Source organism: Amycolatopsis sp. CA-211722, assembly GCF_056828465.1.
Genome location: NZ_CP184752.1, coordinates 1,966,090 through 1,992,796 on the forward strand (window position 1 = coordinate 1,966,090; position 26,707 = coordinate 1,992,796).

A 26,707-nucleotide genomic window follows, 5' to 3' on the forward strand; every position below is an offset into this window, starting at 1 on the left:
ACAATACGAACGCTGTGAGCAAGGCCACTGGGCCCCTGGATGTCATGAAAGGGCCGTTCAGGACGATGAATGTCCTGAACGGCCCTTTCATGACACGTGAGTCAGCGCGTGACGAGGTCTCCGAGGACGCTCCAGGTACGAAGCCGTTCCTCGCTGTTCCGGATACCGCTCTGCGTCGCGACCACCTCGGTCGCCCCGGCGTCGAAGTACCGCCGGATCTCGGCCGCGACGGTCTCCTCGTCGCCGGCGATCACCAGGTCACCGGCGGAGTCCACGCCCTGGTGATCGAAGACCGCGCGGTAGGACGGGATGTCGCGGAAGAACGCGTACTGGCGGTCGACCTGGGCGCGGACGGCGTCGGGATCCTCGGTCACGACGACCGGGGCCATCGCGATGATCCGCGGCGCCGGACGGCCGGCCGCGGCCTTGGTGATCTCCGGGACGATCAGCCCGGAAAGGGCCTTCGGCCCGGCGAGGAACGGGATCGTGCCGTCGGCGAGTTCTCCGGTGACGCGCAGCGCCTGCCGTCCCATCGCCGCGATGATCACGGGGATGTCCGAAGAACCCGCGACGGACAGCGAAGCCGCGAAGCCCTCGGCGTGCGCCCGCACCGTCTCGCCGTGGAAGTCGACTTCGCCGCCGTCGAGCACCTGCCGAAGGATCGTGAGGTACTCGCGAAGGTGCTTGATCGGCGACGGGTACTCGATGCCGTACGCCGGTTCGAGCCAGTTCTTCGCGCCGGTCCCGAGGCCGAGCACGAATCGGCCTCCGGTGGCGGCCTGCGCCGTCTGCGCGAGACCGGTGATCAGCAACGGATGCCGCGGGTAGATCGGGACGACGCCGGTCCCGACGGTGATCCCCGGGACGGCGCGGCCCGCGAGGGCGGCGACGGTGATCGCGTCGTGCTCCATCTGCTGGGAGAACCAGACGGACGTCAGGCCCGCGTCGGCGGCCTGCCCGGTCTGGGTGATGAGTTCATCGACGATGTTGACGGCGTCCGCGGTGTCCCCGGACGGGAGTGCCACTCCGATGGTCATGTTCGACGGCAACGACGGCGCCTCGCGGATATTTCGCCGTTCACCAGGTGGGATCACGCGCGCGGATCGCGGTGGTGGCCCACCCTGGGCGGCGTCCGACACCTCGATCCTGGAGAGACCCGATGTCGCTGACCGATGTCATCGAAGGAACCAAGACCGCCGTCGACGCCGACCCGCGCAACGCCGCCGTCTCGTTCAGCGTCGCCAACGCGCTGAACCCCGGCACCTCGACACAGGTCGACGTCCGGGTTCGCGATCACTCGTTCACCGTCGACGAACCCGCCGCGCTCGGCGGGACCGACACCGCGGCGAACCCGGTCGAGTACGCGCTCGCCGCGCTGGGCTCGTGCCAGGTGATCACGTACCAGTTCTGGGCGGCGAAGCTCGGTGTGCCGCTCGAAGGCGTGAAGGTGACCGTGGATGGAGACATCGACCTTCACGGGTTCTTCGGGTTCTCGGAGACCCGGCCGGGCTTCGGGGACGTGCGCGTTTCGGTCGAGCTGAGCGGGCCCGCCGGGGCGGAGGTCTACGAGGACCTGAAGCGGCAGGTGGACGAGCACTGCCCGGTGCTGGACCTGTTCCGGAACCCGACGCCGGTGAAGACCTCGCTCGCTTAAGACGCTATGAACGGGCCGTTCCTTGCGAATTTTGCAAGGAACGGCCCGTTCATAGCACGCGGAAGGGGGTCAGACGAACTCGTGCCGCACGATGGTCTGCTCCCGGCCCGGCCCGACGCCGATCGCCGAGATCCGCGCGCCCGAGAGCTCTTCGAGCCGCTCGACGTAGGCCCGCGCGTTCGCCGGCAACTCTTCGAAGGTGCGGCAGCCCGAGATGTCCTCGAACCAGCCCGGCAGCTCTTCGTAGATCGGCAGCGCGTGGTGCACGTCGGTCTGCGTCATCGGCATGTCGTACGTGCGGAACCCGTCGACCTCGTAGCCGACGCACACCGGCACCTTCTCCAGGCCGGACAGCACGTCCAGCTTGGTGAGGAAGTAGTCGGTGATGCCGTTGACGCGCACCGCGTAGCGCGCGATGACCGCGTCGAACCAGCCGGTGCGCCGCGAGCGGCCGGTGGTGACGCCGAACTCGCCGCCCTGTTTGCGCAGGTACTCGCCGGATTCGTCGTCCAGCTCGGTCGGGAACGGACCGGAGCCGACGCGCGTGGTGTAGGCCTTGAGGATGCCCAGCACGGTGTCGATCTTGCCGGGGCCGATCCCCGAACCCGCGCTCGCGCCGCCGGAGGTCGGGTTCGACGACGTCACGAACGGGTAGGTGCCGTGGTCGACGTCGAGCAGGGTGCCCTGCGAGCCTTCGAGCAGCACGGTCTCGCCGCGTTCGAGGGCCTGGTTGAGCTGAAGGCGCGTGTCGGCGATGCGGTGCGCGAACTTCTCGCCCGCGGCCAGCACCTCGTCGGCGACCTGGTCCGCGTCGAGCGCCTTGCGGTTGTAGACCTTGACCAGCACCTGGTTCTTGAACTCCAGTGCCGATTCGACCTTCTGCCGGAAGATCTTCTCGTCGAGCAGGTCCTGCACGCGGACGCCGACGCGGGCGATCTTGTCCTGGTAGCAGGGGCCGATGCCGCGGCCGGTGGTGCCGATCTTGCGGCTGCCGAGGTAACGCTCGGTGACCTTATCGATCGCCACGTGGTACGGCATGATCAAATGCGCGTCGGCGGAGATCAGCAGCTTGCTGGTGTCGACGTCGCGTTCCTCCAGCCCGGCGAGCTCGTCGAGCAGCACGCCCGGGTCGATCACGACACCGTTGCCGATGACGTTGGTGACGCCCGGCGTGAGGATCCCGGACGGGATGAGGTGGAGGGCGAAGTTCTGCCCGTCGGGAAGGACTACGGTGTGGCCCGCGTTGTTACCGCCTTGGTAACGCACGATCCACTGGACGCGGTCGCCGAGCAGGTCGGTGGCCTTGCCCTTGCCCTCGTCCCCCCATTGGGCCCCGATCAGCACGATGGCCGGCATGTGACACTCCAGGTGTTCGGCGACTTGTGGTTTGGCGCTGGTAAATGCCGGTGCATGAGCGTAACGGAGGGCCTTCGGGTGCGCGGAATAGTGGTGGTCTGTCCCGAGGGCGAGCCCACACTCCCGGAGATCGACGACGTCGAAATGGTGCGCGTCCCGAGCCGTCCCGGCAAGGCGGATATCGACCCCTTGCTGGGGGAACACGATCATCTGGTGGTCGCGGGCACCGACGCGGACCTCGCGGCGGTCGCGCTGCGGCTGTTACGAAAAGAACAGCTCTCGGGCGTGTCGCTCGGCTTCGTGCCTTCGTCGCCGGATTCCGACGTCGCCCGCATCTGGAGCCTGCCGACCCAACCGCTGCGTGCCCTCTCGCTCGCTCTGCGTGGCGAAGTCGACCCGGTGCCGCTGATCCGCGACGACACCGGCGGGGTGCTGGTCGGACGCGGGACCATCGGGATGATCCGCGGGGTGGCCTACTGCGACGAGCACACCGTCCTGCGCGGGCCCGCGCGCTCGATCGAGGTCGAGCCGGACACGAGCGGCCCGGGGCTCATGGTCCGGGTGACCAAGGGGACGCTGTTCAAACGGCCTTCGACGCATTACGCGCGGGCGTTCCAGCTCGGCTGCATCCCGACCCGGCCGAGCGTCGACGGCGTGGCCCATCCCCGGGCGATGAGCCGGTGGACCTGGTACCGGCACACGGAGGACCTCCGGCTGGTCCGCGGGCTGGAGTAGAACACCGGCTAGGCCGTTCGGCTCAGAACCTTCAGCTGGACTTTCCGAAGATTTTTCGGCGACGGACACCCTGTCCGACCTGCTCGTGACACCCTCCGTTCACGAATAGCCAGCAGAGTGTCATCCGATGGTGTTGCGTGGGCCATATCCGTACCGCAAGGTGACCAGGTCCCCAAACCTGACACGGAGGCAGCAATATGCCAACTGCGCTTGCTGTTCGTCGCTCCTTCACCGTTCTCGCCGTCTCGGCGATCGTCTCGGCGGGTGTGGTCGGCGTCGCCGAAGCGACACCCCCGGGCATCCCGTCGGCCTCGACCGCCAAGACCCAGCTCGCCGCGCTGACCGTCAAGCCCGACGGTTCGTCGACCGGGTACAGCCGCGACAAGTTCCCGCACTGGTCCGACCAGGGCAACAGCTGCAACACCCGTGAGGTCGTGCTGAAGCGGGACGGGACGAACGTCCAGCAGGACAGCAGTTGCGCCGCCGTCTCCGGCAGCTGGTTCAGCCCGTACGACGGCGCCACCTGGCGCGCGGCGTCCGATGTGGACATCGACCACGTCGTCCCGCTGGCCGCCGCGTGGCGCACCGGGGCCTCGTCGTGGACCACCTCGCAGCGGCAGGCGTTCGCGAACGACCTCAGCTCGCCGCAGCTGATCGCCGTCACCGACAACGTCAACCAGGAGAAGGGCGACAAGTCGCCGGACGCCTGGAAGCCGCCCACGGTCGGTTACTGGTGCACCTACGCGAAGATGTGGACCACGGTGAAGTACAAGTACAAGCTGAGCATCAAGTCCGCGGAGAAGACCGCGCTGACGGACATGCTCAACCGCTGCTAGACCGGTTTTCCCGTGAAGGCCCCCTTCCCTCGGCTGAGCCGAGGGAAGGGGGCCTTCACGCGCGATCCGCGCTGTCAAGCGGAAACGTGGGACGTTTCGCGGACTGGGAGCCTGGCTCAGCATGTGGGCGGGGCTCAAGGCCGTGATTAGCGTGAATCGGGTCAGCGCAAGAGAAAACGCGCTCCGTTCCCCGCTGGAGGCCACCCGGTGTCCCGTACCGCCGCCACGTCCTTGCTCGTCCTCACCGCACTGATCGTCACCGCCTGCTCGTCCGCGGGCGGCTCGACGGGCGCCGACGCCGGGCCGCCCAAACCCGGTGGCACCCTGCGCCTCGGGATCTCGTCCAGCCCGGACTGCATAGATCCGCAACAGGTCGGCACCAACGCGTCGCTCAACGTCGGCCGCCAGCTGGTCGATTCGCTGACCGACCAGGACCCGGCCACCGGCGAGATCAAGCCGTGGCTGGCCGAAAAATGGGAGAGCAACGCGGATTCGACCGCGTTCACCTTCCACCTGCGCGACGGCGCGACCTTCTCCGACGGCAGCCCGGTCGACGCCGCCGCGGTCAAGACGAGCTTCGACGCGGTCAAGGCGCTCGGCCCGAAATCGCAGCTGGGCTCGGGATATCTGGCCGTCTACAAGGGGACGACGGTCGTCGATCCGAAGACCGTGAAGATCGAGTTCTCCGTTCCCAGCGCGCAGTTCCTGCAGGCCAGCTCGACGATGTCGCTCGGGATCCTCGCGCCCGCCGCGTTCCAGAAGACCGCCGACCAGCGTTGCCAGGGTGACGGCCTGATCGGCTCTGGCCCGTTCGTTTTCGAAAGCCTGAAGCAGAATCAGGAGATCGTCCTCGCGAAACGCAAGGGCTACGGCTGGGGTTCGTCGCTGTTCAAGCACCAGGGTGAGGCGTACCTCGACAAGATCGCCTACAAGATCGTGCCGGAACCCGGTGTACGCACCGGCAGTCTCGCGTCCGGCCAGCTCGACGCCATCACCGACGTCCAGCCGGTCGACGAACCGCAGTTCACCGGCAACGGTTTCACCGAGCCCACGCGCCCGAATCCCGGCGTCGTGTTCAACCTGCACGCCAACGTCACCAAGGGCGTGCTCACCGACGAAAAGGTCCGCCAGGCGGTGGTCAAGGGCATCAACCGGCCCGAGGTCACCAACACCGTGCTGACCCCGAACTACAAGCCCGCCACCAGCATCCTCGGCTCGGCGACACCGTTCTACACCGACCTTTCCCCGCTGCTCGCCTACGATCCGGCCGGCGCAACCGCGCTGCTGGAGAGCGCGGGCTGGCTCCCCGGACCCGACGGGATCCGCACCAAGAACGGGCAGCGGCTGACCGCGAAGGTCGTCTTCTCGCTGGTGTTCAACCAGAACAAGAGCGTGCTCGAACTCGTCCAGCAGCAGCTGCGGAAGATCGGCTTCGATCTCCAGATCGAGCAGCGCACGACGGCCGAGAGCGTGCAGATCACGCAGAGCGGGAACTACGAGTACCTCTGGTACAACACCACCCGCGCCGATCCGGACATCCTGCGCAACCTGTTCTCCACCAAGGCGAACAACCGCAGCAAACTGTCCGCGGGCAACCCCGTCGACGCGCCTCTCGACGCGCAGTCGTCCACTGTGGACCCGGCGAAACGCAAGCCCGCCGCCGAGGAGGCGCAGCGCGCGATCATCGAGCACGGCTACTCGGCGCCGGTGTTCGAGCTGACCCAGGTGCTCGCGCACGGGCCGAACGCGCACGGTGTCGGTTTCGAGGCGTCTTCCCGGCTTCAGTTGTTCGACGCCTGGGTGTCCGGCTCGTGACGCGGTATCTGCTGCGGCGGATCCTGCAGGCGGTCTTCGTCCTGTGGGCCGCTTTCACCGTGTCCTTCGTGATCCTCTACCTCCTGCCGGGCGACGCGGTCAGCGCGAAACTCGGCGGAGGCGAGGCCGGTCTTTCGGTCACGCCGGAACAACTGGCCGCCGCGAAGGCGGAATACGGACTCGACGACCCCTTGCCGCTGCAGTACGGAAAGCGGCTGCTCGCGGCACTCCAAGGGGACTTCGGACGCTCGATCGCGACGGGGGACGACGCCACGAACATGGTCGTCTCGGCCCTGCCGCCGACACTCGCGGTGACCGGCTTCGCCCTGGTACTCGCGATCCTGATCGGCGGCGGGATCGCGTTCGCCGGCACCCTCACGCGGCATCGCTGGCTGGGCAATCTGCTGCTCGCGTTGCCGCCGCTGGGGATCTCGCTGCCGCCGTTCTGGGTCGGGCTGCTGCTCATCCAGTTCTTCTCCTTCCAGCTCAAGCTGCTGCCCGCGCTGGGTTCGAACGGCTTCGAGTCGCTGCTCCTGCCCGCGATCACGCTCGCCATCCCGACCGGCGCGATCATCGGGCAGGTGCTGGCGAAAAGCCTCCGCACGCAGCTCGCCGAGCCATACGCCGAGATCGCGCTGGCGAAGGGGGCGAGCCGCTTGAGGGTCCATTTCGGACACTTGCTGCGCAACGCGGCGGTGCCCACGCTCACCATCGCCGGCGTGGTCGCCGGGAACCTGATCGCGGGGTCGGTGATCACCGAGACGGTGTTCTCCCGTGACGGCCTCGGCCGGGTGACGTCGTCGGCGGTCACCGCGCAGGACATCCCGGTGGTGCAGGCGGTGATCGTGCTCGCCGCGCTGGTGTTCGTGGTGATCAACCTGCTCGTCGACCTCGTCTATCCCCTGCTGGACCCGCGCATCCGACACCGGGAGACGGCCGATGCCTGACGTTCTCGTGCGCACCAGGCGAAAGCCGGGCTTGATCCTCGCGATCGCCGTGCTGGCGTTCGCCCTGCTGTCGGCGGTCGCGCCCAGCCTCTTCACCGGACAGGACCCGCTCGCCGGTGTCCCCGCCGAGAAGATGCAAGCCCCCTCGCTCGGTCATCTCTTCGGCACCGACGAAACCGGGCGGGACATCTTCGCGCGGGTGGTGCACGGTGCCGCGCTTTCGTTGCAGGCGACCGTGATCGCCGTCTTGGTCGCGCTGGTCGCCGGTTCCGTGCTCGGCCTGCTCGCCGGATTCAGGGGTGGCGCCCTCGATTCGGCGATCATGCGCTGCGTCGACGTCCTCTTGGCGATCCCGTCGATTCTGTTGTCGCTGGCGCTGGTCACCGCGCTCGGCTTCGGTACGACCAACGTCGCGATCGCGGTCGGCGTCGCGAATCTCGCGCAGTTCGCGCGGCTGATGCGGGCCGAAGTGCTGCGTGTCCGCACTGGCGTGTTCGTCGAGGCGGCCAGGGCGGGCGGTGTGCGCTGGACCGGCGTGCTCGGACGGCACGTGCTGCCCAACGCGCTCGGCCCGGTGCTCGCGCTCGCGACGCTCACCTTCGGCACGGCGGTGCTGGAGGTGTCGGCGCTGAGCTTCCTCGGTTACGGCGCCACCCCGCCGACCCCGGAATGGGGGTCACTGGTGGCGGGCGGCCGCGGTTTCCTCGCCACCGCCTGGTGGATGACGACCTTTCCCGGCCTCACCGTCGCGGCCGTGGTGCTGTCCGCGAACCGGCTGTCCAGAGCGATCGAAGGAGACGTGCGGTGAGCGAACTGCTGAGCATCCGCGATCTCGCGGTTTCCTACAAATCCGTGACCGCCGTGGACGGCGTCTCGCTATCCGTCCATAAGGGACAGATCGTCGCGGTGGTCGGCGAGTCCGGCTCCGGCAAGAGCACGACGGCGCACGCGGCGATCGGGCTGCTGCCCCGCGGCGGGCGGGTCGACCGCGGCGAGATCACCTTCGACGGCCGCGACCTCACGAAACTCTCCGACCGCGCTTGGCGTTCGGTGCGGGGCCGCGAGATCGCGCTGGTCCCGCAGGATCCGACCGTGTCGCTCAATCCCGTGCACCGGATCGGCGATCAGGTCGCGGAAGTGCTGCTGATCCACGGTCTGGCCGACAAACGAACCGCGGGCGCGGAGGCGGTGAAGCTGCTGCGCAAGGCCGGGATCGCCGATCCGGAAACGCGGGCACGGCAGTATCCGCACGAGCTGTCCGGCGGGCTGCGCCAGCGTGCGCTAATCGCCGCCGCGCTGGCCGGGCGGCCGAAACTCATCATCGCCGACGAGCCGACCAGCGCGCTCGACGTCACCGTGCAGCGGCAGATCCTGGACCACCTCGAAGAACTCGCCGCCGAAGCGGGCACAGCCGTCCTGCTGATCACCCACGACCTCGGTGTCGCTTCGGATCGCGCGTCGCGGATCGTCGTGCTGTCACAGGGAAGCGTCGTCGAGGAAGGTACGACCGGCGAGATCCTCGCCGCGCCCTCGGAGAAGTACACGCGGGATCTGCTCGCCGCCGCGCCGAGCCTGTCCGACACCCCGTTGCGGGAGCCGAAACCGCCGTCGTCCGATGCCCTGGTGTCGGTCCGTGGCCTCGGGAAGACCTTCGGGACCGTCCGGGCGGTCGACGACGTTTCGTTCGACATCGCCCGCGGCCGGACGCTCGCGCTGGTCGGCGAGTCCGGGTCGGGCAAGTCGACCACCGCGCGGATGATCCTGCGGCTGGAGACGCCGACCGACGGGGTCGTCGAGTTCGACGGCGAGGACATCACCGCGTTGCGCGGCGAGGAGCTACGGCGGCTTCGGCGCCGGTTCCAACTCGTGTACCAGAACCCGTACGCGTCGCTGAATCCGAAGTTCAGCATCGAGGACGTCATCGCCGAGCCGCTGCGGGCCTTCGGCGTCGGCACGAAGGCGGAACGGCGCGCGCGGGCGGCGGAACTGGTCGACCAGGTCGCCCTGCCGTCTTCGGTGTTGAAGCGCAAGCCCGCCGAATTGTCCGGCGGGCAGCGGCAACGCGCGGCCATCGCGCGGGCGCTCGCGCTGCGCCCGGAGCTGATCGTCGCCGACGAACCCGTGTCCGCGCTGGACGTCTCGGTGCAGGCGCAGATCCTGCGGCTGCTCGCCGATCTTCAGGACGAGCTCGGCCTGACGTACCTGTTCATCTCGCACGATCTCGCCGTGGTCCGGCAGATCGCGGACACCGTCGGCGTGCTCCGCGGCGGCGAACTCGTGGAACTCGGCCCCACGCAGGACGTCCTCGAACGGCCGAGCGCGGACTACACCCGGGAGCTGCTCGCCGCCATCCCCGGCCGGAAACTCTTGGAGACACGATGAAGTTCGGGCTCTTCTCCCTGGTCGCCAACCATCCCGACCCGGTGACCGGTGCGACGCCGACCCAGCACGAACGCCTGCGCCGCGTCGTCGACGAAGCGATCTTCGCCGAGGAACTCGGCTTCGACGCATACGGCGTCGGCGAGCGGCACGGCGAGCCGTTCCTCTCCTCGGCGCCACCGGTGATCCTCGCGGCGGTCGCGGAACGCACGGAACGCGTCCGGCTGCTGACCACCCTGACCGTGATCAGCGTGCTCGACCCGGTGCGCGTCGCCGAGGACTACGCGACGCTCGACCAGCTTTCCGGCGGGCGGCTGGAGCTCATGATCGGGAAGGGCAACGATCCCCGGCACTTCCCGCTGTTCGGCCTCGAAGAGGACCGGCAGTGGGAGTATCAGGCGGAGAAGTTCGCCCTGCTGCGCCGCCTGTTCCTGGAGGAGGGCGTGACGTGGGAGGGCGAGTTCCGCTCGCCGCTGACCGACGTCACGACCCAGCCGAGGCCGTTCCACGCGCGGCCGCGGATCTGGCACGGGAGCGCGTCGAGCACCGAATCGACCGAGCTGGCGGCGAAGTTCGGCGATCCGCTGTTCACCGCGAACGGCTTCCATCCCAAGAAGAAGTACGCCGATCTGATCGACCACTACCGGCGGCGCTGGGTGGAGTACGGCCACGACCCGGCGGACGCGCTCGTCGGTTCCGGCGCGGGCGGGCTGTACGTCGCCAAGACCTCGCAGGAGGCGCTGGACGGCTACCGGCCGTACTTCGAAGCGCTGATGAAGACACCCGCGTATCAGCACAACAAGTCCGAGTTCACCACTTTGGAGGACAAGATCGCAGGAGGGTCCGCGCTGGTCGGGAGCCCGGAACAGGTGATCGACAAGATCGGCGACTACCACGCGTCGTTCGGGCACGAGGTGCAGGCGGTGTCGGTCGACGGGCTGACCGCCGGGGAGGCGCGAGACGTCCTGGAGCTCTTCGCCTCCGACGTGGTCCCGATCGTGCGGAAGGAACTGCCCTCGCGGGTTTGGGAAAGCTAGTAGGTTCGGGCAGGTGCGCATCCTCTTCACGTGCCGCCCCGCCTATGGCCACCTGTACCCGCTGATGCCGCTCGCGCTCGCCGCCCGCGCAGCCGGGCACGAGGTGCACTTCGGGACCGGCGACGCGTTCGTGGACAAGGTCCGCGGGCTCGGTTTCGACGCGCACAAGGTCGGGATCTCGATCCAGGACGCCATCGACCAGGCCGAAGGGGACGCGCGGGAGGTCATCTTCACCGCCTTCGCCGACATCCTGCCGCAGGCGACGATCGCCGACCTGACCCCGCTGCTCCCCACGCTCCGGCCGGATCTGGTCGTCTACGAGATGAGCGACGCCGGCGCGGCGGCCGCCGCCCGCCGGGCCGGGATCCCGGTGGTGTCCCACGTGATCGGTCGGTCGATGCCCGCCGAGCTGATGGCCGCCGCCGCGCACCGGTTCGCGCCGCTGTGGGACGGCGACCCGCCTGCCGACCTCATGCTGGGCGACGCCGGGATCGACGTGTGGCCGGATGTCGTCCGCGACCCGGTGGCGAGCTCGCTGCCCACGGTCTTCCGGCTCCGGCCGGTGCCGTGGAACGAACCCGGCACGGTGCCGTCGTGGCTCGACGGACGCGACCGGCCCCTCGTCTACCTGACGCTGGGCACCGTCGCCTTCGGCGCCACCGGCGTGCTGCGCGCAGCGATCGACGGCCTCTCGCGGCTGCCGGTGGACGTCCTGGTCGCCCGTGGTCCCGGTGATCCCGGCGAGTTCGGCGACCTGCCGCCGAACGTCCACGTGACCGGTTTCGTGCCGCAGTCCGAAATCCTTCCGCGCGCGGATCTCGTGGTGCACCACGGCGGGACCGGGACCGTGCTCGGCGCGCTCTCGTCCGGCCTGCCGCAACTGGTGCTGCCGCAGGGCGCGGACCAGTTCGTCAACGCCGAGGTGCTGGAGACGGCCGACGCCGGCCGGGCGCTGACCGGCGACGAGGTGACCGCGGACGCCGTCGAGGAGAGGGCCAAGACCCTCCTCGACGACGCCCGCGTGCGCGGGGTGGCGGCGAAGGCCCGTCACGAGATCGCCGCCATGCCCGCGCCGTCGGAGGTCGTCCGGCGGCTGGAGGAGTACGCCGCTCACGCGTGATCAGACGCGTAACTCGCGTGATCAGACGCGTAACTCGCGTGATCAGACGCGTAACTCGCGTGATCAGACGCGTAACTCGCGTGATCGGAGGCGTAACTCACGTGTGCGCCGTCTGATCACGCGAGTTACGCTTTCAATCACGCGAGTTACGCCTCCAATCACGCGAGTCACACCTCCGCGACCAGCTTCAAGATCTCCCGCGCGACGGCGTCGTTCTGCCGGAACGGGAGCGCGTTGGTCCGCGGCCGGGTGAACGCCCCGGCCGACCGCGCCGAGGTATGCGGCCCGAGCGCGAACCGGCGCGGATGCGGACGGCCCTCGCCGTCGAGCATCCGGCCGTCGGAGACACGGGTGTGGATCCGGCCGGCGAGCAGCCGGTCGCCGGTCACCGGGTCCACGACGGCCTCCTCGCCGAGCGCGCCACTGGCGTGCAACTGTCGCAAAAGGACGTCCGCCGCCCTGGTGATGCTCGGCTCGGGCAGCCGCGCCTCGACGAGCGTGCGGGCCTCGGTCCGGCCGGGAAAGCTGGCGCCGGAAGCGGCGAACACGCCGCGTTCTTCGTCGGCCGAAACTCGCGTTTCGGCCCCCAGGAAGGAAACGAGGCCCGCCTCCTGGAGCGCGAGCAGTTCTTCGAGCCGTCGCGGAGGCGGTCCGCTGGCGAAGTAGGAGAAGAAGCCGAGGAACCATCCGTCCAAATCGGACAGTTGGGAGACCGCGTCGAGCCGTCCGGTCTGCACCAGCGCGGGCAGCTGCCCCATCACCGAAAGCAGTGCCGTGAACGCGCCGAGATCCGCGCTGTACTCCGGATCCGCCCGTCGGCTCAAATCCGCTTCGATGTACTCGCGCAGCTCCTTGCCGTACTCCTCGGCGCTGCCGAACCGGGCGTCCGCCATCGGCCGGTCCAGCCGGTCCAGATCGAGCCGGTCGTCGGCCGCCGGAACCGCGCGCGCCACCAGCTCGTCGAGTTCGCCGGGCCTGGCGTCCGCGAACGCGTCGGCGAAGACGGCGAAGTCCATGCGCACCCGCTCGGGATGAGCGGTGAACAGTTCGCTGTAGTAGGCCCACGCGATCTCCTTCGAGATCAGCGGCCAGACGTCGCGGCGGAAGTCGATCCGCCCGGGTGCGGCGCACAGCTTTTCGATCGCGTAGGCGTCGAAGAACTTGGGCAACCGCAACGGTTTCCCGCGCAGCCGATAACCGATCTTCGCGTGGTACGGCACCCCACGGCGTGACCCGATGTGCAACACGGGCTCGGCGCCGGACGGGTGATACTTCAGCCCACCGCAGGCCTGCTCTTCGAACCGGCCACCCCGGCCTTCGGTCAGCAGCAGCATCAGATCGACGAACGCGAGACCAAATCCGCGCACCAGCACGGTCTCCCCCGGCCCGATCGCCGAATAGTCGACGTCGGCGGTGTAGCCGGCCGGATAGTAGGCGAGGTCGTGGCGCGTGGCGAAATCCGCGAGTTCGGCTTCCCGTTCGTCCGGCTCGGCGTCGAGGTGCCCGACGGTGAGCAGGACAGCGTCCGCTTCGAGCGGTTCCGCCCGGCCTTCCAGCCAGAGCGACTGCGGCTCTCCGTCTTCGAGCCGCACCGCGCGTGCCCGGTGCTCGACGACCTCGATCCCGGCGGGGAGTTCGGCGCGCACCTTGCGGTGGAACCAGGTGAGGTACGCGCTCTGCAGCCGCCGGGTCGGGAAGTGATCGCTTTGCAGTGCGTCGAGTTCGGCTCTCAGGCTGTCGTCGACCTCGGCGTCGAGCCCGCCCTCGCGGACCAGCCGCGCCCACTCGATCAGTGACGGGCCCGGCCGGACCGGCCCGTCGATCCGCACCGTGTCGTCGGTGAACACCGTGACGTCCTCGGGCATGGAGTTCATGCGCAGCAACGGCGATTGCGCGTACCGCCAGACCCGCCCCGCCCCGGCGGGGAAGGGATCGACGAGATGCACCACCAGCCGCCGTCCGCCGAGCAGTCCGGCGGCGTTGGCGCCGAGCCGTTCGAGCACGCCCACCCCACGTGGACCGGCGCCGACCACCGCGAGCACGTAGGGAAGGTCTGCGGTACTCACGAAGCCGAAGCTACGCCGGGTCTCCCGGCCGTGTGCGGGTTCTCAAGGAGCGGAACCCGTTGCCACGGCGGAGAACCGGCGCGTACTCGTCGAGCAGGGGGACACGGACGAGAGGAACGCGCGATGCCGGTCGAATTCCTGGGTATCGGAGGCACCAACGACGGTTCGGAGACCCATCCGCGATCGGGGGGCGTCTTCGACAAGGACTACACGCTGCGCCTCTCCCGGGCGCACGAGGAATTCGGCTGGGACCGGGTGCTGTTCGCGTACGGCTCCAGCGGGCCGGATCCGGCGCAGGCGGCCGCGTACGTCGCGGCGAAGCTCGACAAGCTCCAGATCCTGCTGGCGCACCGGCCGAACGTCTCGTATCCGACCTTCGCGGCGAAGACGTTCGCCACGCTGGACCAGCTTTCGGACGGGAAGCTCACGGTCCACTTCATCACCGGCGGCAGTGACCACGAACAACAGCGCGAAGGCGACTACCTCACCAAGGACGAGCGCTACTCACGCACGCGCGAGTACATCCAGATCGTGAAGCGGGCTTGGACGTCCGAAGAGCCTTTCGACCACGAAGGCGAGCACTACCGTTTCGCCGACTTCGTCCTCGACGTGCGGCCTGTGCAGCAGCCGCGCCCTGGCGTCTCGTTCGGTGGTTCGTCTCCGGCGGCGTACGCGGCGGGCGGGGCCGAGGCGGACATCTTCTGCCTTTGGGGCGAGCCTCTCGCGCAGACGGCCGAGCAGATCGAGTCCGTCAAGGCCGCGGCGAAGGCCGCCGGGCGGACCGACGTCCCGCGGATCCAGGTCGCGTTCCGCCCGATCATCGCGCCGACCGAGGAACTCGCCTGGGAGAAGGCGCATCGCACGGTCGGCGCCATCAAGGCCCGGACGAACGGAGGTCAGCAGCTGACCCGGCGGCATTCGCTCACGAACCCGGAGAACACCGGCTCGCAGCGGCTCCTCGCGGTCGCCGCCGAGGGCGAACGGTTCGACCGGGCGCTGTGGACCCCGACGGCGGCCGCGACCGGCGGCGCGGGCAACTCCAACGCCCTGGTCGGCACACCCGAAACCGTCGCGCAGGCCCTGCTCGACTACTACGACCTCGGCGTCGACATCCTTTCCGCGCGCGGCTACGACATGCTCGGCGACACGATCGACTTCGGCCGTCACGTCATCCCGATCGTGCGCGAAGAGGTCGCCAAACGCGACGCGGCTTCAGCCCGCGAAGTACTCGCGGTCGACGGCTGACCGGTCGTTCCACCGAATGGCGCATCGATCATCCATTCGGAGGACCGCGGCGACGCCGCCCGACGGACCTCATGGTCGCGGAGCGGAGTCGAACGGCGCTCGCGCACCTGGCGAACACAAACGCCCAGGGGGACGCACAGCGCGCCTCATCCCCGCGCCGGGTGACCCGGCTCTCCGAGGATTTTCCCGGCGAAAACCCCAAAACAACCCAAAGTCGCAGGTCCGAGCCGAGGAACCACTCACCGGGACATCTTCGCGAACGGCCGTTCGTCCACGAAAAAGATCTCCAACTCCAGAAACCCGGCGAAAGAACCTAGCCAATCACCAACAGTCAGGAGACACTTACGTGAACGAATGACGCTTCGTGACGAGCTCGTGACCGCGTTACTCTCGGTCACGAGTTTGTCGCGTAATAAGGACCCTATTGGGGGCAGCATGGCTTCGGCCGGACGGGTCACTTACCGAGAGGTGTTCGGTGTAGCCGAGTTCCGTTCGCTCTGGTTCGCCGAGCTGTTCTCGATCTTCGGTGATCAACTCGCCAGGGTCGCCCTCTCCGTTCTCGTCTTCACCGAAACCCGCTCCGCGACCCTCACCGGTCTCACCTACGCGCTGACCTACGCCCCGTCGCTGCTCGGCGGCATCTTCCTCACCGGGTTCGCGGACCGGTTCCCGCGGCGGACCGTCATGGTGGTCGTCGATCTGCTGCGAGCGCTGCTGATCGCGCTGGTCGCGGTCCCGGTGCTGCCGTTCTGGGTCCTGTGCGTGCTCGTCGGCGGCGTCTCGCTGCTGAATCCGCCGTTCAAGGCGGCCCAGCTGGCCCTGCTGCCGCAGATCCTCGAAGGCGACCGGTTCGTCGTCGGCATGGCGATCCGCAGCATGACCGTCCAATCGGCCCAGCTGGCCGGCTTCGCCGGCGGCGGTCTCCTGCTGACCGCGCTGGAACCCCACATCGCCCTCGCGCTGGACGCGGTCACCTTCGTGATCTCGGCGCTGTTCGTCCGGTTCGGGCTGAAGACGCGTCCGGCCGCGGCGTCCGGCGAGAAGCGCAAGTCGTTCTTCGCGTCCATCGGTTCGGGCGGGAAGATCGTCTTCGCCAGCGCCGGGCTGCGCTCACTGCTGCTGTTCACCTGGCTGATGGGCCTGCTGCCGGTGTACGAGGGCATCGCGGCGCCCTACGTGGCCTCGTCCGGCGGCGGCCCCGAAATCATCGGGCTGCTGCTGGCCGCCGACCCGATCGGCAGCGTGATCGGCGCGTTCATCTACTCGCGCTGGGTGCCCGCCCACGTCAGACCGAAACTGATCGGGCCGCTTTCCGCGCTGACGGCGATCCCGCTGCTGCTGTGCTTCCTGCAGCCGGGGCCATGGGCCTCGATCGTGCTGTTCGTGCTCTGCGGCGGCTTCGGCACGGTGGCGCTGATGCAGGCGACGGCGTCGCTGACGCTGGCCGTGCCGGACGAGAGCCGGGCACAGGTCATGGGGCTGTCGAACACCGGACTGACCACGACGATGGGCGTGAGCCCCCTGATCGGCGGCATCCTGGCGGACCAGGTCGGCCCTCAGTCGACCGTCGGCGTCTTCGGGCTTGCGGGATTGATCCTGACCGTCCCGCTCGCGGTGAGCTGGTTCCGGACCCTCAGCCGCGAGCCGGAACGGTGGCAGGAAAAAGACGCCGCACGCGCAGAACATTGAGGTGTTCCACGCGCCGGCCCGATCGCGCGGACGTCTGGCGCGCGCCCCAGTTCACTGATCCCTACCGGCCATCGCTGGCACCTTTCCCTCGACCTCTCAGAGAAAAGTACACACCTAGGGAGCTTGTCGACAGCCCGCAAGTCGGTAGAAGCTGTCCGTAAGTAGGGGGTTTCGGAGAATGACGCAAGAGTCAGGGGGAAAGATGATCACATCGGAGGAACGTGCTGGACATCGTTCGGCTCTCACGGTAGCCGCGTGGGAGCTGTGGAAGAGGCCTGAGCACTGGATCGCCTACACCGGGCTGTCCGTCGCGACGATGCTGGCACTGACGGGGGTCTTCGCCGCATCCATCGCCATCACGTCTTCGCAGGTCCTGCTGTGTTTCCTGCTCGCCGGGCTCGCCATCGCGCACACCGAGGCGACCCGCCGGATCGAGCGCCAGCGCCGCAGCATGAGCGTCACCCCGCATATCAACATGACCTCGGTCTGGGTCCTGCCGGGCGCGATCCTGCTGCCGCCGCAGCTGACCGCGCTTCTCGTAACCGTGATCTATCTTCACCTCGGATACCGCAGCTGGGCGGGTCTTCACACGGTCAACCCCCATCGAACTGTGGCGAACGCCACATCGATGACGCTCACCGCGTTCGCCGCCTGGGGGGCCGTCCAGGTCGTCGGGGCCGACACGGCGTCGGTGACGTCGATCTGCGCCGCGAGCCTCGCCTTCTTCCTGATGAACGCCGTCTTCACCGGTACCGGCCTGTACTTCGCGGCACCCAAGAAGGCGACCATCCAGACCCTGCTCGGCTCCTGGGACGACAACATCCTGGAAGCCTCGACGGTCTGCATCGGCGCGCTCGTGCTCGCCGTCCTGCCGCATCAGCCGATGCTGGTGCTGCTCGTCTTCCTGCCGCTGTACCTGCTGCAGCGTTCGGTGCTGATCAAGCAGCTGGAAGCGCTCGCGACCACCGATCAGAAGACCCAGCTGCTCAACGCCACCACCTGGCAGCAGGGCGCCGTCCGCGAGGTCGCCCGCGCGGAGCGCGAGAACGGCCAGTTCGGCGCGCTGATGATCGACCTCGACCACTTCAAGAGCATCAACGACACGTACGGCCACCTCGCGGGCGACGACGTGCTCAAGGGCGTCGCGGCCCTGGTGAAGGCCGAAACGCGGACGCAGGACCTCGCCGGGCGGTTCGGTGGCGAGGAGTTCGTCGTGCTGCTGACCTCGTCGTCGAAGCACGAGTCCGTCGCGGTCGCCGAGCGCATCCGCCAGCGGATCAGCGAAATGGTCATCAAGACCCAGGACAACGAGGGCAACGCCGTGGTCATCGAGCAGCGGACGGCGTCGGTCGGCGTCGCGACGTTCCCGCTCGACGGCCGGACGATCGACGAGGTCATGGCCTCGGCGGACGCGTCGGTCTACGCGGCGAAACGCAACGGCCGCAACCGCGTCGTCTCGTCACCGGACCTGGCCTCGGTCACCGAAGCGACCCTGGAGGCCGTCGCGGCCTAACGCAGTCTTTCCATCACGTCGGCGGCCGCGGTCCGGAGCCGGACGACGCCGCCGACGGTGAATTCGGTGAGCAGGTCGATGAGTGCGTCCGCGTCGGGCGGCTCACCGTCCCAGCTCGCCTGGACGAGTGCCTCGGTCATCGCGAAGAACAACGTGACCAGGGCCTTGTCCGCGCGGCCGGAGTCGACGCCGTGGCGCGCCCAGCGCTGACGGCTCGCCTCGGTGTAGACGCCCGCGAGCCGCTCGCGAAGCCTGGTGAGGGCCGGGTCGCCCATGCGCTCCGCCTCGCGTAAGACCGGGAAGGCGTCGGGGTTCGCCGCGACGAAGGCGAACATGTTGGCGTAGTTGGCGCGCGCCCAGGACCGCAGCTCGGGCTGCGAGAGATCGAGGGCGGGCGCGCCGATCGCCTCGAAGGCGCGTTCCTCGATGTCGGCGACCACCTGCGTGAACAACGTCGTGCGATCACCGAACTGCTCGTAGACGGCCTGGCGGGACACCCCGGCGCGCCGGGCGATCTGCTCGATCGTCGCGGCCTGCGCGCCGTGCACCGCGAAGACACCGGCGGCCGAACTCAGCACCCGCGCGCGTTGCTCGCCGATCGGGAGCTTGCGAGGTCTCCCTCGCGGCGCCGGGCTTGACATTGTGCGCCACCTCACTGACTCTCTTTTTCGACACGTCTGTCGAAAATGTTTGTGCTCAACGAGGAGCAAGCATGCGTCCAGGATCCCGGCGCGGAGTGTCCGCCGCCGTCTCAGCGGCCACCATCGCGGCTCTGCTGACCTTCGGGGCACCGCAGGCCGGCGCCGCCCCGTCCTTCTACGACCCCCCGTCGCCGCTGCCCGCGGGTGCTCCCGGCGACATCATCCGGCACGAACCGTCCACCTTCTACGTCGATCCCGTGAAACTCGTCAAGGCCGACGCCGACGTCCAGCGGATCATGTACCGCAGCACCGACACCCACGGCAAGGCCAACGCCGTGACCGGCACCGTCCTCACGCCGAAGAAGGCGTGGACCGGCGCCGGCGAACGGCCGGTCATCGGCTACGCGGCCGGGACGCAGGGTGTCGGCGACCAGTGCGCGCCGTCGAAAGCCCTCGCGGCGGGCATGGAGTACGAAGGCCCCTTCATCGCCGGGCTGCTGCTTCGCGGCTACGGCGTCGTCGTGACCGACTACGAGGGCCTCGGCACCCCGGGCGTCCACACGTACGTCAACCGCGTCGCCGAGGGCAACGCCGTCCTCGACTCGATCCGCGCGGCGCAGCGCCTGCCCGAAGCGAACCTGCCGGACACCGGTCCGGTCGCGACCGCGGGCTACTCGCAAGGCGGCGGGGCGTCGGCGTCGGCCGCCGAACTCCAGCCGTCCTACGCGCCCGAGCTCAAGCTGAAGGGCTCGTACGCGGGTGCCGTCCCGGCCGACCTGGCCGAGGTCGGCAAGAACATCGACGGGCACTACGCGTTCGGTTTCCTCGGGTTCACGCTGGTCAGCATGGACGCGGCGTATCCGGAACTGAACATCCCGACGCTGCTGAACGCGAAGGGCGCCGAAGCGTTCGAGAAGGTCAAGCAGGAGTGCACCGGGGACGCGATCTTCGGGCACGCCTTCACACAGTCGAAGGACCTGACGAAGGACGGCAGGCCGCTGACCGCGTACCTGGGCGAAGAGCCGTTCAAGACGCGAGTCGGCGAGCAGCTCATCGGAGCGCGGAAGCCGGGCGCGCCGACGCTGGTCGTCCACAGTGCGCTCGACGACATCGTCCCCTACGCGCAGGGGCGGACCATGGCGCGCTCGTGGTGCGCGAAGGGCGCGAAGGTGCAGTTCTCGACTTCGCTGGTTCCGACGCACGTCGGCGGAGCGATCCGGGCTTTCCCGGAGGCTTTCGCCTGGCTTGAGGGACGCTTCGCGGGGCTGCCTGCCTTCGGGAACTGCGGCCTGTTCTAGAGCTATGAACGGTCCGTTCCTTGCGAATTTTGCAAGGAACGGACCGTTCATAGCGCGCTACTTGAGGCCGCTGGCTTCCGCGGCGGCGGGGTCCGAGTCGGCGAGGAAGGTCTTGCAGCGGTCGTACTCCTCGGTCTCGCCGATCTTGCCGGCGGCCTTGCCGAGGACCGCGAGCGAACGCAGGAAACCCTGGTTCGGGCGGTGCGACCACGGCACCGGGCCGTGTCCCTTCCAGCCCGCGCGGCGAAGCTGGTCGAGGCCACGGTGGTAACCGGTGCGGGCGTACGCGTACGCCGCGACGGTCTCGCCCGCGTCGAGCGCCTTCTCGGCGAGGGCGGCCCACGCCTCGCTGTAGTCGGGGTGCTCGGCGGCGACGGCGGCCGGATCGGTCCCGGCGTCCAGCGCCGCCTGCGCGGCGGTGTGCTCGGGGAGATGCGTCGGCTGGGGGCCGAGGAGGTTCGTCATACGGGCCATTGTGCCGACCCGTCTCCCCCAGGGCGCCCCGCGCCCGACGGAGACTTCACATCGCGCGCCCTCTGCCGGCCGAAGGCCACGAAAGTTCGATGAAGGGGCGCAGCTCGGAGCGAGCTTTCGTCAGCGCTGTGACTAGAAGAACAGGCTCCCGAGAATGCCCCCACCGGCCAGCACCAGAGCGGCGACGAGGACCGCCGCGACGAGTCGTTTCGGCATCATGGCGGCACACCTTGCCCTGCTTCGCACGCCGACCGCAAATCCACCACCCCTACGGGTGAACCCCGATTTTCGACCCCAAATGCCCATCCCGTGATCTGGAGCAGGGAAGATGACCCGCATGACAAAGGCGACAGAAGTGACCGGGGACCTTTCGCCGGGTGTCATCCCCCGCAGCCCGATCGCGAAGACGAGGCTGTTCTTCCAGCTCCATTGGCACCGCGGCGCGCCGGGACAGGCGACGCCGGACTGGGTGCTGAACTTCTGCTACTCGATGTGGCTGGCGGCGTTCGCCTTCAAGCTGGTCGGCTCCTCGTGGGACATGTCGTGGCATTTCATGTGGCTGCGCGACGACCTCGCCCCGCCGCATCTGATCAACACCGTCGGCACGGTGATCATCATGGTGCTGGTCGCGATCCACAGCTACACCGGCATGGGCGCCGACCGGCGTTCACTGCGGCTCATGCAGGTCGGGCTCGTGGTGTTCCTGATCGCGGCGCCGCTGGACGTCATCAACCACCGCGTCAACGGTCTCGACCTGACCGCGTGGAGCCCGTCGCACATGATGCTCTACATCGGAACGGGCATCATGCAGGCCGGCGTGATCATGGGCTGGCTCAAGTACGCCAAGCCCGGCCGTCTGCGCACCGGTGTCCTGATCGGACTGTGGGCCTTCTTCCTGGAGAACACGTTCTTCCCGAACGGTCAGCAGGAGTACGGCATCCTCGGCCTGCGCGCCTGGGAGCGCGGCACGCCCGAGGCCGAGCCCGAGCTGCTGAACTTCGCCGCCAACCAGATCGGGCATCCGGTCGACCGGGTGGCCGTCGAGTACTTCACGATGCCGATCGACGACTGGGTGTACCCGCTGTGGGGTATCGGCGTGATGGCACTGATCTTCGCGCTGGCGCGGCACACCACCGGCTTCCGCTGGGCCGGCACGACGGTCGCCGCCGCCTACCTCGGGTACCGGCTGGTGATGTGGCCGCTGCTGCTCGGGATGGGCTTCCCGATCTCGACCGTGCCGTTCTATCTGCTCGCCGTCGGGCTCGCCGTCGACCTGGCGTTCCGCATCGGCCGAAGCCATCCCCTGCTGACGGCGGGCGCGGGCGCGCTGCTGGTGACGGCGTTCGGCTACGGGATGCTGTGGGTGCAGTCGCAGTTCCGGCCGTGGATCCTCGGCGACGCGCGGACGGAGTCGGCGCCGCCGGTGGCCTACTGGACGGCCGCGGTCTGCCTGGTCGGGGTCGGTGTGCTGTGGGCCGCCGCCGGGCCGGGGACGCGGGCGATGAACTCGGCGCTGGAGAAGCGCCGCGCACGCGCCGCCTGAGTCTCAGGTGGCCGGATCATGCCCGGCCCGCCACAAGGAATCGAGCGGGAGCGCCATCAGCCGATCACCGAAGCCGATGGCGCCCTGGCTCCCTGTGTGCAAGACGATCCCTTGCGTGAACTGATCACCGAGGAGGTCTCTCAACTGGGCGAGGCCGCGGAAGTCCGCCGCGGTCACGGTGTCTCGCGCCTTCGCTTCGACGCCCACGACCTGTCCGTCGTCCCGTTCCAAGACCACGTCGACCTCCGCGCCACCGCTCACTCGCCAGTGGTGCAACCGAACCTCGGCTCCGCTCCACGTCGCTTGCTTGGCCAGTTCATTGACGCCGCCGCTCCAAGTACGTGAAGGCCCCCTTCACTGCGCTAGACGCAATGAAGGGGGCCTTCACGTACTTCCGCATTTAGAGGACTAAACGCGGGAAGGTCAGAGCTTCTTGCCGGCGGAACCCAGCGACTGAGCGGCCTCGACGATACGAGCGGCCATGCCGGCCTCGGCGGCCTTCAGGTAGCTACGCGGGTCGTAGACCTTCTTGTTGCCGACCTCGCCGTCGATCTTCAGGACGCCGTCGTAGTTCTTGAAGAAGTGGTCCGCGATGGGCCGGGTGAAGGCGTACTGCGTGTCGGTGTCGACGTTCATCTTCACGACGCCGTAGGACACCGCCTCGCGGATCTCCTCCGGCAGCGAGCCGGAACCACCGTGGAAGACCAGCTCGAACGGCTTCGAGCCCGCCGGGAGGCCGAGCTTCTTCGACGCCGCCTCCTGGCCGCCCTTGAGCACGTCCGGGCGCAGCTTCACGTTGCCGGGCTTGTAGACGCCGTGCACGTTGCCGAAGGTCGCGGCCAGCAGGTAGCGGCCGTTCTCGCCGGAGCCGAGCGCGTCGATCGTCTTCAGGAAGTCGCCCTCGGCGGTGTACAGCTTCTCGTTGATCTCGGCCTCGACGCCGTCTTCCTCGCCACCGACGACGCCGATCTCGACCTCGAGGATGATGTTCGCGGCCGCGGCCTTGGCGAGCAGCTCCTGCGCGATCTGGAGGTTCTCGTCGAGATCGATCGCGGAGCCGTCCCACATGTGGCTCTGGAACAGCGGGTCCTGGCCGTTCTTGACCCGCTCCGCGGAGATCTCGATCAGCGGGCGGACGAAGCCGTCGAGCTTGTCCTTCGGGCAGTGGTCGGTGTGCAGCGCGACGTTCACGTCGTACTTGGCGGCGACGACCTGGGCGAACTCGGCGAGCGCGACCGAACCGGTCACCATGTCCTTGACCTTCTGGCCGGACGCGAACTCCGCGCCGCCGGTGGAGAACTGGATGATCCCGTCGCTCTCCGCCTCGGCGAACCCGCGGATGGCGGCGTTCAGGGTCTCCGACGAGGTCACGTTGATGGCCGGGTAGGCGAATTCGTTCGCCTTCGCCCGGTCGAGCATCTCCGCGTAGACCTCGGGGGTGGCGATGGGCATCGTTTACTCCTCCTCGAAGCAGGCTGGTGCACCTCTCGGCCGCATCGTACGAGGTCGGCCGGGAGGTGCCTACAGCCGTCGCGTCAGAGGAGGACGGCGGCGAGCGCCCGGTAGACCGGCAGGGGGTCGGAGTTCAGTACCTGGACGTTGACGTGGTCCGCCCCGGCTTCGATATGCGCGGTGACGCCGCGGGCGACCGTCTCGGCGTCGCCGTGCACGGCCAGCGCGTCGATCAGCTTGTCGCTGCCCTCGCCCGCCAGGTCCTCGTCGGAGAAACCGAGTTTCCGCAGGGAGTTCGTGTAGTTGACGAGGCCGAGGTAGAACTTGACGCTCGGCCGTCCGATCTCACGGGCCTTCGCCGGATCGGCCTCGAGGACGATCTTCTGCTCCGGCGCGAGCAGCGGTCCTTCGCCGAGGATCTCGCGCGCCTGACGGGTGTGCTCGGGCGTCATCAGGTACGGGTGGGCTCCCGCCGTGCGGTCTCCTGCGAGTTTGATCACCTTCGGGCCGAGAGCGGCGAGAACGCGGCCTTCGACCGGCACCCCGGCGGCGTCGAGAGCGTCGAGGTACTCGACCAGCGCCGTGTACGGCTTCTTGAACTCGGCGGTGTGCTCACGATGCCCGGCGCCGATCCCGAGCAGGAAGCGCCCCGGGTGCTTCGCCTCGATGCGCTTGTACGACTCGGCGACCGTGGCCGCGTCGTCCTTCCAGATGTTGACGATGCCGGTGGCCACCTTGATCGTCTTCGTCGCGTCGAGCAGCTCCTCCGCCTTCACGAGGTCGCCGTCCGGTGAGCCGCCGAGCCAGATCGCGCCGTAGCCGAGTTCCTCCAGCTCACGGGCGATCTCCGGGGTGAAGACGGATTCGTGCTGCCAGATGCCGATCCTGCCGAGTTCGATTCCCATGGACCGAGGTAACGCCGCGAAGGGACGATGTCTTCCCTAAAGTTCGGGGTATGGCGAAACTCGGGAACACCGACCTCGACGTCCGTGGGATCAACCTCGGCGGAAACGTCTTCGGCTGGACCGCGGACCAGGAGCAGTCCTTCGCCATCCTCGACGCCTACACGGCGGCGGGCGGCAACTTCATCGACACGGCCGACCTCTACTCGGCCGGCGGTTCCGAGACGATCATCGGCAACTGGCTGGCCAACCGCGGCCGCCGCGACGACGTCGTCATCGCGACCAAGACCGGGATGTGGGAGGAGCGGAAGGGCCTGTCGGCGGCGAACATCGCGACGGCGGCCGAAGACTCGCTCCGGCGGCTCGGGACCGACCACATCGACCTCTACTACGCGCACATCGACGACCCGGACACCCCGATCGAGGAGACGCTGCGAGCCTTCGACGCGCTCGTGCGCGCGGGCAAGGTCCGCTACGTCGCGGCCTCGAACTACTCGGCGGAACGACTGACCGAAGCACTGTCCATTTCGGACCGTGAAGGGCTGGCGAAGTTCGTCGCGCTGCAGCCGCACTACAACCTCGTCGAGCGGGACTACGAGCAGGATCTGGCGCCGGCGGTCGAGCGCGAAGGCCTGACCGTCCTGCCGTATTTCTCACTGGCCAAGGGTTTCCTCGCCGGGAAGTACCGATCGAAGGACGACCTCGGAGACAGCCCGCGCGCCGCCCGCGCGTCGTCCTATTTGGACGAACGGGGCGAGCGGGTGCTCGCGGCGCTCGACGAGGTCGCGGCCTCCCGCGGCGTCCCGGTCGCCGCCGTTTCCCTCGCCTGGCTGTTCGCCCAGCCGACCGTCACCGCGCCCATCGCGAGCGCCCGCTCGGTCGAGCAGCTGACCGACCTCCTGCCCGCCGCCGACCTCGCGCTGACCACCGAGGAGGTCGACGCCCTCACCGCGGCCCCTCACTGAGACTCCCGCGTTTCGTCCTCTAGTTGCGGTAGTTGGCACCACGAACTACCGCAACCAGAGGACGAAACGCGGACTTACTTGCGGGTAGCTTACTCCGGGTAGGTTGGGGTACCGTCCGAAAGCCTTAGGGCTCGGACGAGGAGGCAACGTGGCCAAGAACAGCGTGAACGGCAAGGTCGTCCTGATCACCGGCGCCGCGAGGGGCATCGGCGCGGGGCTCGCCGAGCGCCTGGCCGCGCAGGGCGCGAAGGTCGCACTGGTCGGCATCGAAGCCAAGGAACAGCAGGCCGTCGCCGACAAGATCGGCCCCAGCGCACACGCGTGGGAAGCCGACGTCACCAGCTGGGACGACCTCGAACGCGCCACCGCGGGCGTCGTCGAGCACTTCGGCGGCATCGACATCGTGATCGCGAACGCCGGCATCGCGACCTCCGGTTTCGTCCGGTCGGTGGATCCGGCCGCCTTCGAGAAGGTCATCGAGGTCGACCTGCTCGGCGTCTGGCGCACGTTCCGCGTCACCCTTCCGCATGTCATCGACCGCAAGGGCTACCTGCTGGCGATCTCGTCGCTGGCCGCGATCACGCACGCGCCGGGCATGGCGAACTACGCCGCCGCGAAGGCGGGCGTCGAGGCGTTCTGCAACAGCTTCCGCGCCGAAGTCGCCCACCTCGGCGTGAAGGTCGGCGTCGCGCACCCCACCTGGATCCGCACCGACCTCGTCGAGAGCGCCGACCAGCACCCGGTCTTCGGCAAGCTCCGCGCCGGCATGCCCGGCCTGCTCGGCAAGACCTACCCGCTGTCGGTCGCGCTCGACCACCTCCAGGCCGGCGTCAACAAACGCGCCCGCACCGTGCACGTGCCCCGCTGGGTCGGCGGCCTGAAGCTGATCCGCGCGTTCCTGCCGCCGATCATCGAGATCGGCGCGAAGGGCCGGATCAAGAAGGCCGACGCCGCCGCGCTCATGGACATCAAGGAGCGCGGCGCGTACGAATCTTCAGTGACCGGCCAGGCAGGCCGGGCCGCCACACGAAAGGGCTGAC

General features: G+C 68.6%; 24 protein-coding genes. 16 read left to right on the forward strand and 8 right to left on the reverse strand.

Going from position 1 to position 26,707, the window contains the following annotated elements:
* Positions 1 to 101: 101 nt before the first annotated feature.
* Positions 102 to 1,037, reverse strand: coding sequence for an LLM class F420-dependent oxidoreductase (locus ACOCEP_RS09710; protein ID WP_482336948.1), 936 nt, complete (start codon positions 1,035 to 1,037; stop codon positions 102 to 104).
* 122 nt (positions 1,038 to 1,159) lie between these two features.
* On the opposite strand from ACOCEP_RS09710, the gene ACOCEP_RS09715 reads away from it, so the two are divergent.
* The gene (locus ACOCEP_RS09715) at positions 1,160 to 1,654 is read left to right on the forward strand and encodes an OsmC family protein (protein WP_482336949.1); all 495 of its coding nucleotides are present in this window, start codon (positions 1,160 to 1,162) and stop codon (positions 1,652 to 1,654) included.
* Positions 1,655 to 1,723: 69 nt separating this feature from the next.
* Here the strand turns inward: ACOCEP_RS09715 and ACOCEP_RS09720 are convergent, their stop codons facing one another.
* Positions 1,724 to 3,010, reverse strand: coding sequence for an adenylosuccinate synthase (locus ACOCEP_RS09720; RefSeq protein ID WP_126736271.1), 1,287 nt, complete (start codon positions 3,008 to 3,010; stop codon positions 1,724 to 1,726).
* A gap of 54 nt (positions 3,011 to 3,064) precedes the next feature.
* Between ACOCEP_RS09720 and ACOCEP_RS09725 the strand changes: the two genes are divergently transcribed.
* From ACOCEP_RS09725 to ACOCEP_RS09760, 8 genes are all read left to right on the forward strand, one after another.
* Positions 3,065 to 3,745, forward strand: coding sequence for a hypothetical protein (locus ACOCEP_RS09725; RefSeq protein ID WP_482336950.1), 681 nt, complete (start codon positions 3,065 to 3,067; stop codon positions 3,743 to 3,745).
* Positions 3,746 to 3,942: 197 nt separating this feature from the next.
* Positions 3,943 to 4,581: a GmrSD restriction endonuclease domain-containing protein gene (locus tag ACOCEP_RS09730; protein ID WP_482336951.1), complete on the forward strand. Its 639-nt coding sequence runs from the start codon at positions 3,943 to 3,945 to the stop codon at positions 4,579 to 4,581.
* Positions 4,582 to 4,788: 207 nt separating this feature from the next.
* Positions 4,789 to 6,396: an ABC transporter substrate-binding protein gene (locus ACOCEP_RS09735; protein WP_482336952.1), complete on the forward strand. Its 1,608-nt coding sequence runs from the start codon at positions 4,789 to 4,791 to the stop codon at positions 6,394 to 6,396.
* A complete protein-coding gene (locus ACOCEP_RS09740; protein ID WP_482336953.1) occupies positions 6,393 to 7,343 on the forward strand; it encodes an ABC transporter permease in 951 nt (316 codons plus the stop codon). Before ACOCEP_RS09735 ends, ACOCEP_RS09740 begins: the two co-directional genes overlap by 4 nt.
* Positions 7,336 to 8,151, forward strand: coding sequence for an ABC transporter permease (locus tag ACOCEP_RS09745; protein ID WP_482336954.1), 816 nt, complete (start codon positions 7,336 to 7,338; stop codon positions 8,149 to 8,151). Before ACOCEP_RS09740 ends, ACOCEP_RS09745 begins: the two co-directional genes overlap by 8 nt.
* The gene (locus tag ACOCEP_RS09750) at positions 8,148 to 9,725 is read left to right on the forward strand and encodes a dipeptide ABC transporter ATP-binding protein (RefSeq protein WP_482336955.1); all 1,578 of its coding nucleotides are present in this window, start codon (positions 8,148 to 8,150) and stop codon (positions 9,723 to 9,725) included. Before ACOCEP_RS09745 ends, ACOCEP_RS09750 begins: the two co-directional genes overlap by 4 nt.
* The gene (locus tag ACOCEP_RS09755; RefSeq protein ID WP_482336956.1) at positions 9,722 to 10,759 is read left to right on the forward strand and encodes an LLM class flavin-dependent oxidoreductase; all 1,038 of its coding nucleotides are present in this window, start codon (positions 9,722 to 9,724) and stop codon (positions 10,757 to 10,759) included. The genes ACOCEP_RS09750 and ACOCEP_RS09755 overlap by 4 nt, the downstream gene beginning before the upstream one ends.
* A gap of 13 nt (positions 10,760 to 10,772) precedes the next feature.
* Complete coding sequence (locus ACOCEP_RS09760) at positions 10,773 to 11,879, forward strand: glycosyltransferase (RefSeq protein ID WP_482336957.1); 1,107 nt, start codon at positions 10,773 to 10,775, stop codon at positions 11,877 to 11,879.
* Positions 11,880 to 12,046: 167 nt separating this feature from the next.
* Here the strand turns inward: ACOCEP_RS09760 and ACOCEP_RS09765 are convergent, their stop codons facing one another.
* A complete protein-coding gene (locus tag ACOCEP_RS09765; protein ID WP_482336958.1) occupies positions 12,047 to 13,945 on the reverse strand; it encodes an FAD/NAD(P)-binding protein in 1,899 nt (632 codons plus the stop codon).
* A 123-nt stretch (positions 13,946 to 14,068) separates the two neighbouring features.
* Here ACOCEP_RS09765 and ACOCEP_RS09770 point away from each other — a divergent pair, with 123 nt between their 5' ends.
* The 3 genes from ACOCEP_RS09770 (at position 14,069) to ACOCEP_RS09780 (ending at position 18,392) form a co-directional block, all read left to right on the forward strand.
* Positions 14,069 to 15,190: an LLM class flavin-dependent oxidoreductase gene (locus ACOCEP_RS09770; RefSeq protein ID WP_482336959.1), complete on the forward strand. Its 1,122-nt coding sequence runs from the start codon at positions 14,069 to 14,071 to the stop codon at positions 15,188 to 15,190.
* A gap of 435 nt (positions 15,191 to 15,625) precedes the next feature.
* A complete protein-coding gene (locus ACOCEP_RS09775; protein WP_482336960.1) occupies positions 15,626 to 16,879 on the forward strand; it encodes an MFS transporter in 1,254 nt (417 codons plus the stop codon).
* 202 nt (positions 16,880 to 17,081) lie between these two features.
* Positions 17,082 to 18,392, forward strand: coding sequence for a GGDEF domain-containing protein (locus ACOCEP_RS09780; protein ID WP_482336961.1), 1,311 nt, complete (start codon positions 17,082 to 17,084; stop codon positions 18,390 to 18,392).
* On the opposite strand, the gene ACOCEP_RS09785 is transcribed toward ACOCEP_RS09780, so the two are convergent.
* On the reverse strand, positions 18,389 to 18,970 hold the full coding sequence (locus ACOCEP_RS09785) for a TetR/AcrR family transcriptional regulator (RefSeq protein WP_192742638.1): 582 nt from the start codon (positions 18,968 to 18,970) through the stop codon (positions 18,389 to 18,391). The genes ACOCEP_RS09780 and ACOCEP_RS09785 overlap by 4 nt on opposite strands.
* Before the next feature lie 134 nt (positions 18,971 to 19,104).
* Here ACOCEP_RS09785 and ACOCEP_RS09790 point away from each other — a divergent pair, with 134 nt between their 5' ends.
* Positions 19,105 to 20,331: a lipase family protein gene (locus tag ACOCEP_RS09790; protein WP_482336962.1), complete on the forward strand. Its 1,227-nt coding sequence runs from the start codon at positions 19,105 to 19,107 to the stop codon at positions 20,329 to 20,331.
* A 57-nt stretch (positions 20,332 to 20,388) separates the two neighbouring features.
* Here ACOCEP_RS09790 and ACOCEP_RS09795 read toward each other — a convergent pair whose 3' ends face one another.
* Complete coding sequence (locus ACOCEP_RS09795) at positions 20,389 to 20,796, reverse strand: DUF3151 domain-containing protein (RefSeq protein ID WP_482336963.1); 408 nt, start codon at positions 20,794 to 20,796, stop codon at positions 20,389 to 20,391.
* A 346-nt stretch (positions 20,797 to 21,142) separates the two neighbouring features.
* Here ACOCEP_RS09795 and ACOCEP_RS09800 point away from each other — a divergent pair, with 346 nt between their 5' ends.
* The gene (locus tag ACOCEP_RS09800; protein ID WP_482336964.1) at positions 21,143 to 22,348 is read left to right on the forward strand and encodes a hypothetical protein; all 1,206 of its coding nucleotides are present in this window, start codon (positions 21,143 to 21,145) and stop codon (positions 22,346 to 22,348) included.
* A gap of 3 nt (positions 22,349 to 22,351) precedes the next feature.
* Here the strand turns inward: ACOCEP_RS09800 and ACOCEP_RS09805 are convergent, their stop codons facing one another.
* The 3 genes from ACOCEP_RS09805 to ACOCEP_RS09815 all read right to left on the reverse strand — a co-directional run bounded on the left by ACOCEP_RS09805 (position 22,352) and on the right by ACOCEP_RS09815 (position 24,705).
* Positions 22,352 to 22,663, reverse strand: a complete 312-nt coding sequence (locus ACOCEP_RS09805; protein WP_482339664.1) for a DUF4143 domain-containing protein — start codon at positions 22,661 to 22,663, stop codon at positions 22,352 to 22,354.
* A 108-nt stretch (positions 22,664 to 22,771) separates the two neighbouring features.
* Positions 22,772 to 23,800, reverse strand: a complete 1,029-nt coding sequence (gene fbaA, locus ACOCEP_RS09810) for a class II fructose-bisphosphate aldolase (protein ID WP_482336965.1) — start codon at positions 23,798 to 23,800, stop codon at positions 22,772 to 22,774.
* An 83-nt stretch (positions 23,801 to 23,883) separates the two neighbouring features.
* The gene (locus ACOCEP_RS09815) at positions 23,884 to 24,705 is read right to left on the reverse strand and encodes an LLM class F420-dependent oxidoreductase (RefSeq protein ID WP_482336966.1); all 822 of its coding nucleotides are present in this window, start codon (positions 24,703 to 24,705) and stop codon (positions 23,884 to 23,886) included.
* A gap of 50 nt (positions 24,706 to 24,755) precedes the next feature.
* Between ACOCEP_RS09815 and ACOCEP_RS09820 the strand changes: the two genes are divergently transcribed.
* Both ACOCEP_RS09820 and ACOCEP_RS09825 read left to right on the forward strand, forming a co-directional pair.
* Complete coding sequence (locus tag ACOCEP_RS09820; protein WP_482336967.1) at positions 24,756 to 25,667, forward strand: aldo/keto reductase; 912 nt, start codon at positions 24,756 to 24,758, stop codon at positions 25,665 to 25,667.
* Positions 25,668 to 25,815: 148 nt separating this feature from the next.
* Positions 25,816 to 26,706, forward strand: a complete 891-nt coding sequence (locus ACOCEP_RS09825) for an SDR family oxidoreductase (protein ID WP_037334573.1) — start codon at positions 25,816 to 25,818, stop codon at positions 26,704 to 26,706.
* Position 26,707: the final 1 nt, after the last annotated feature.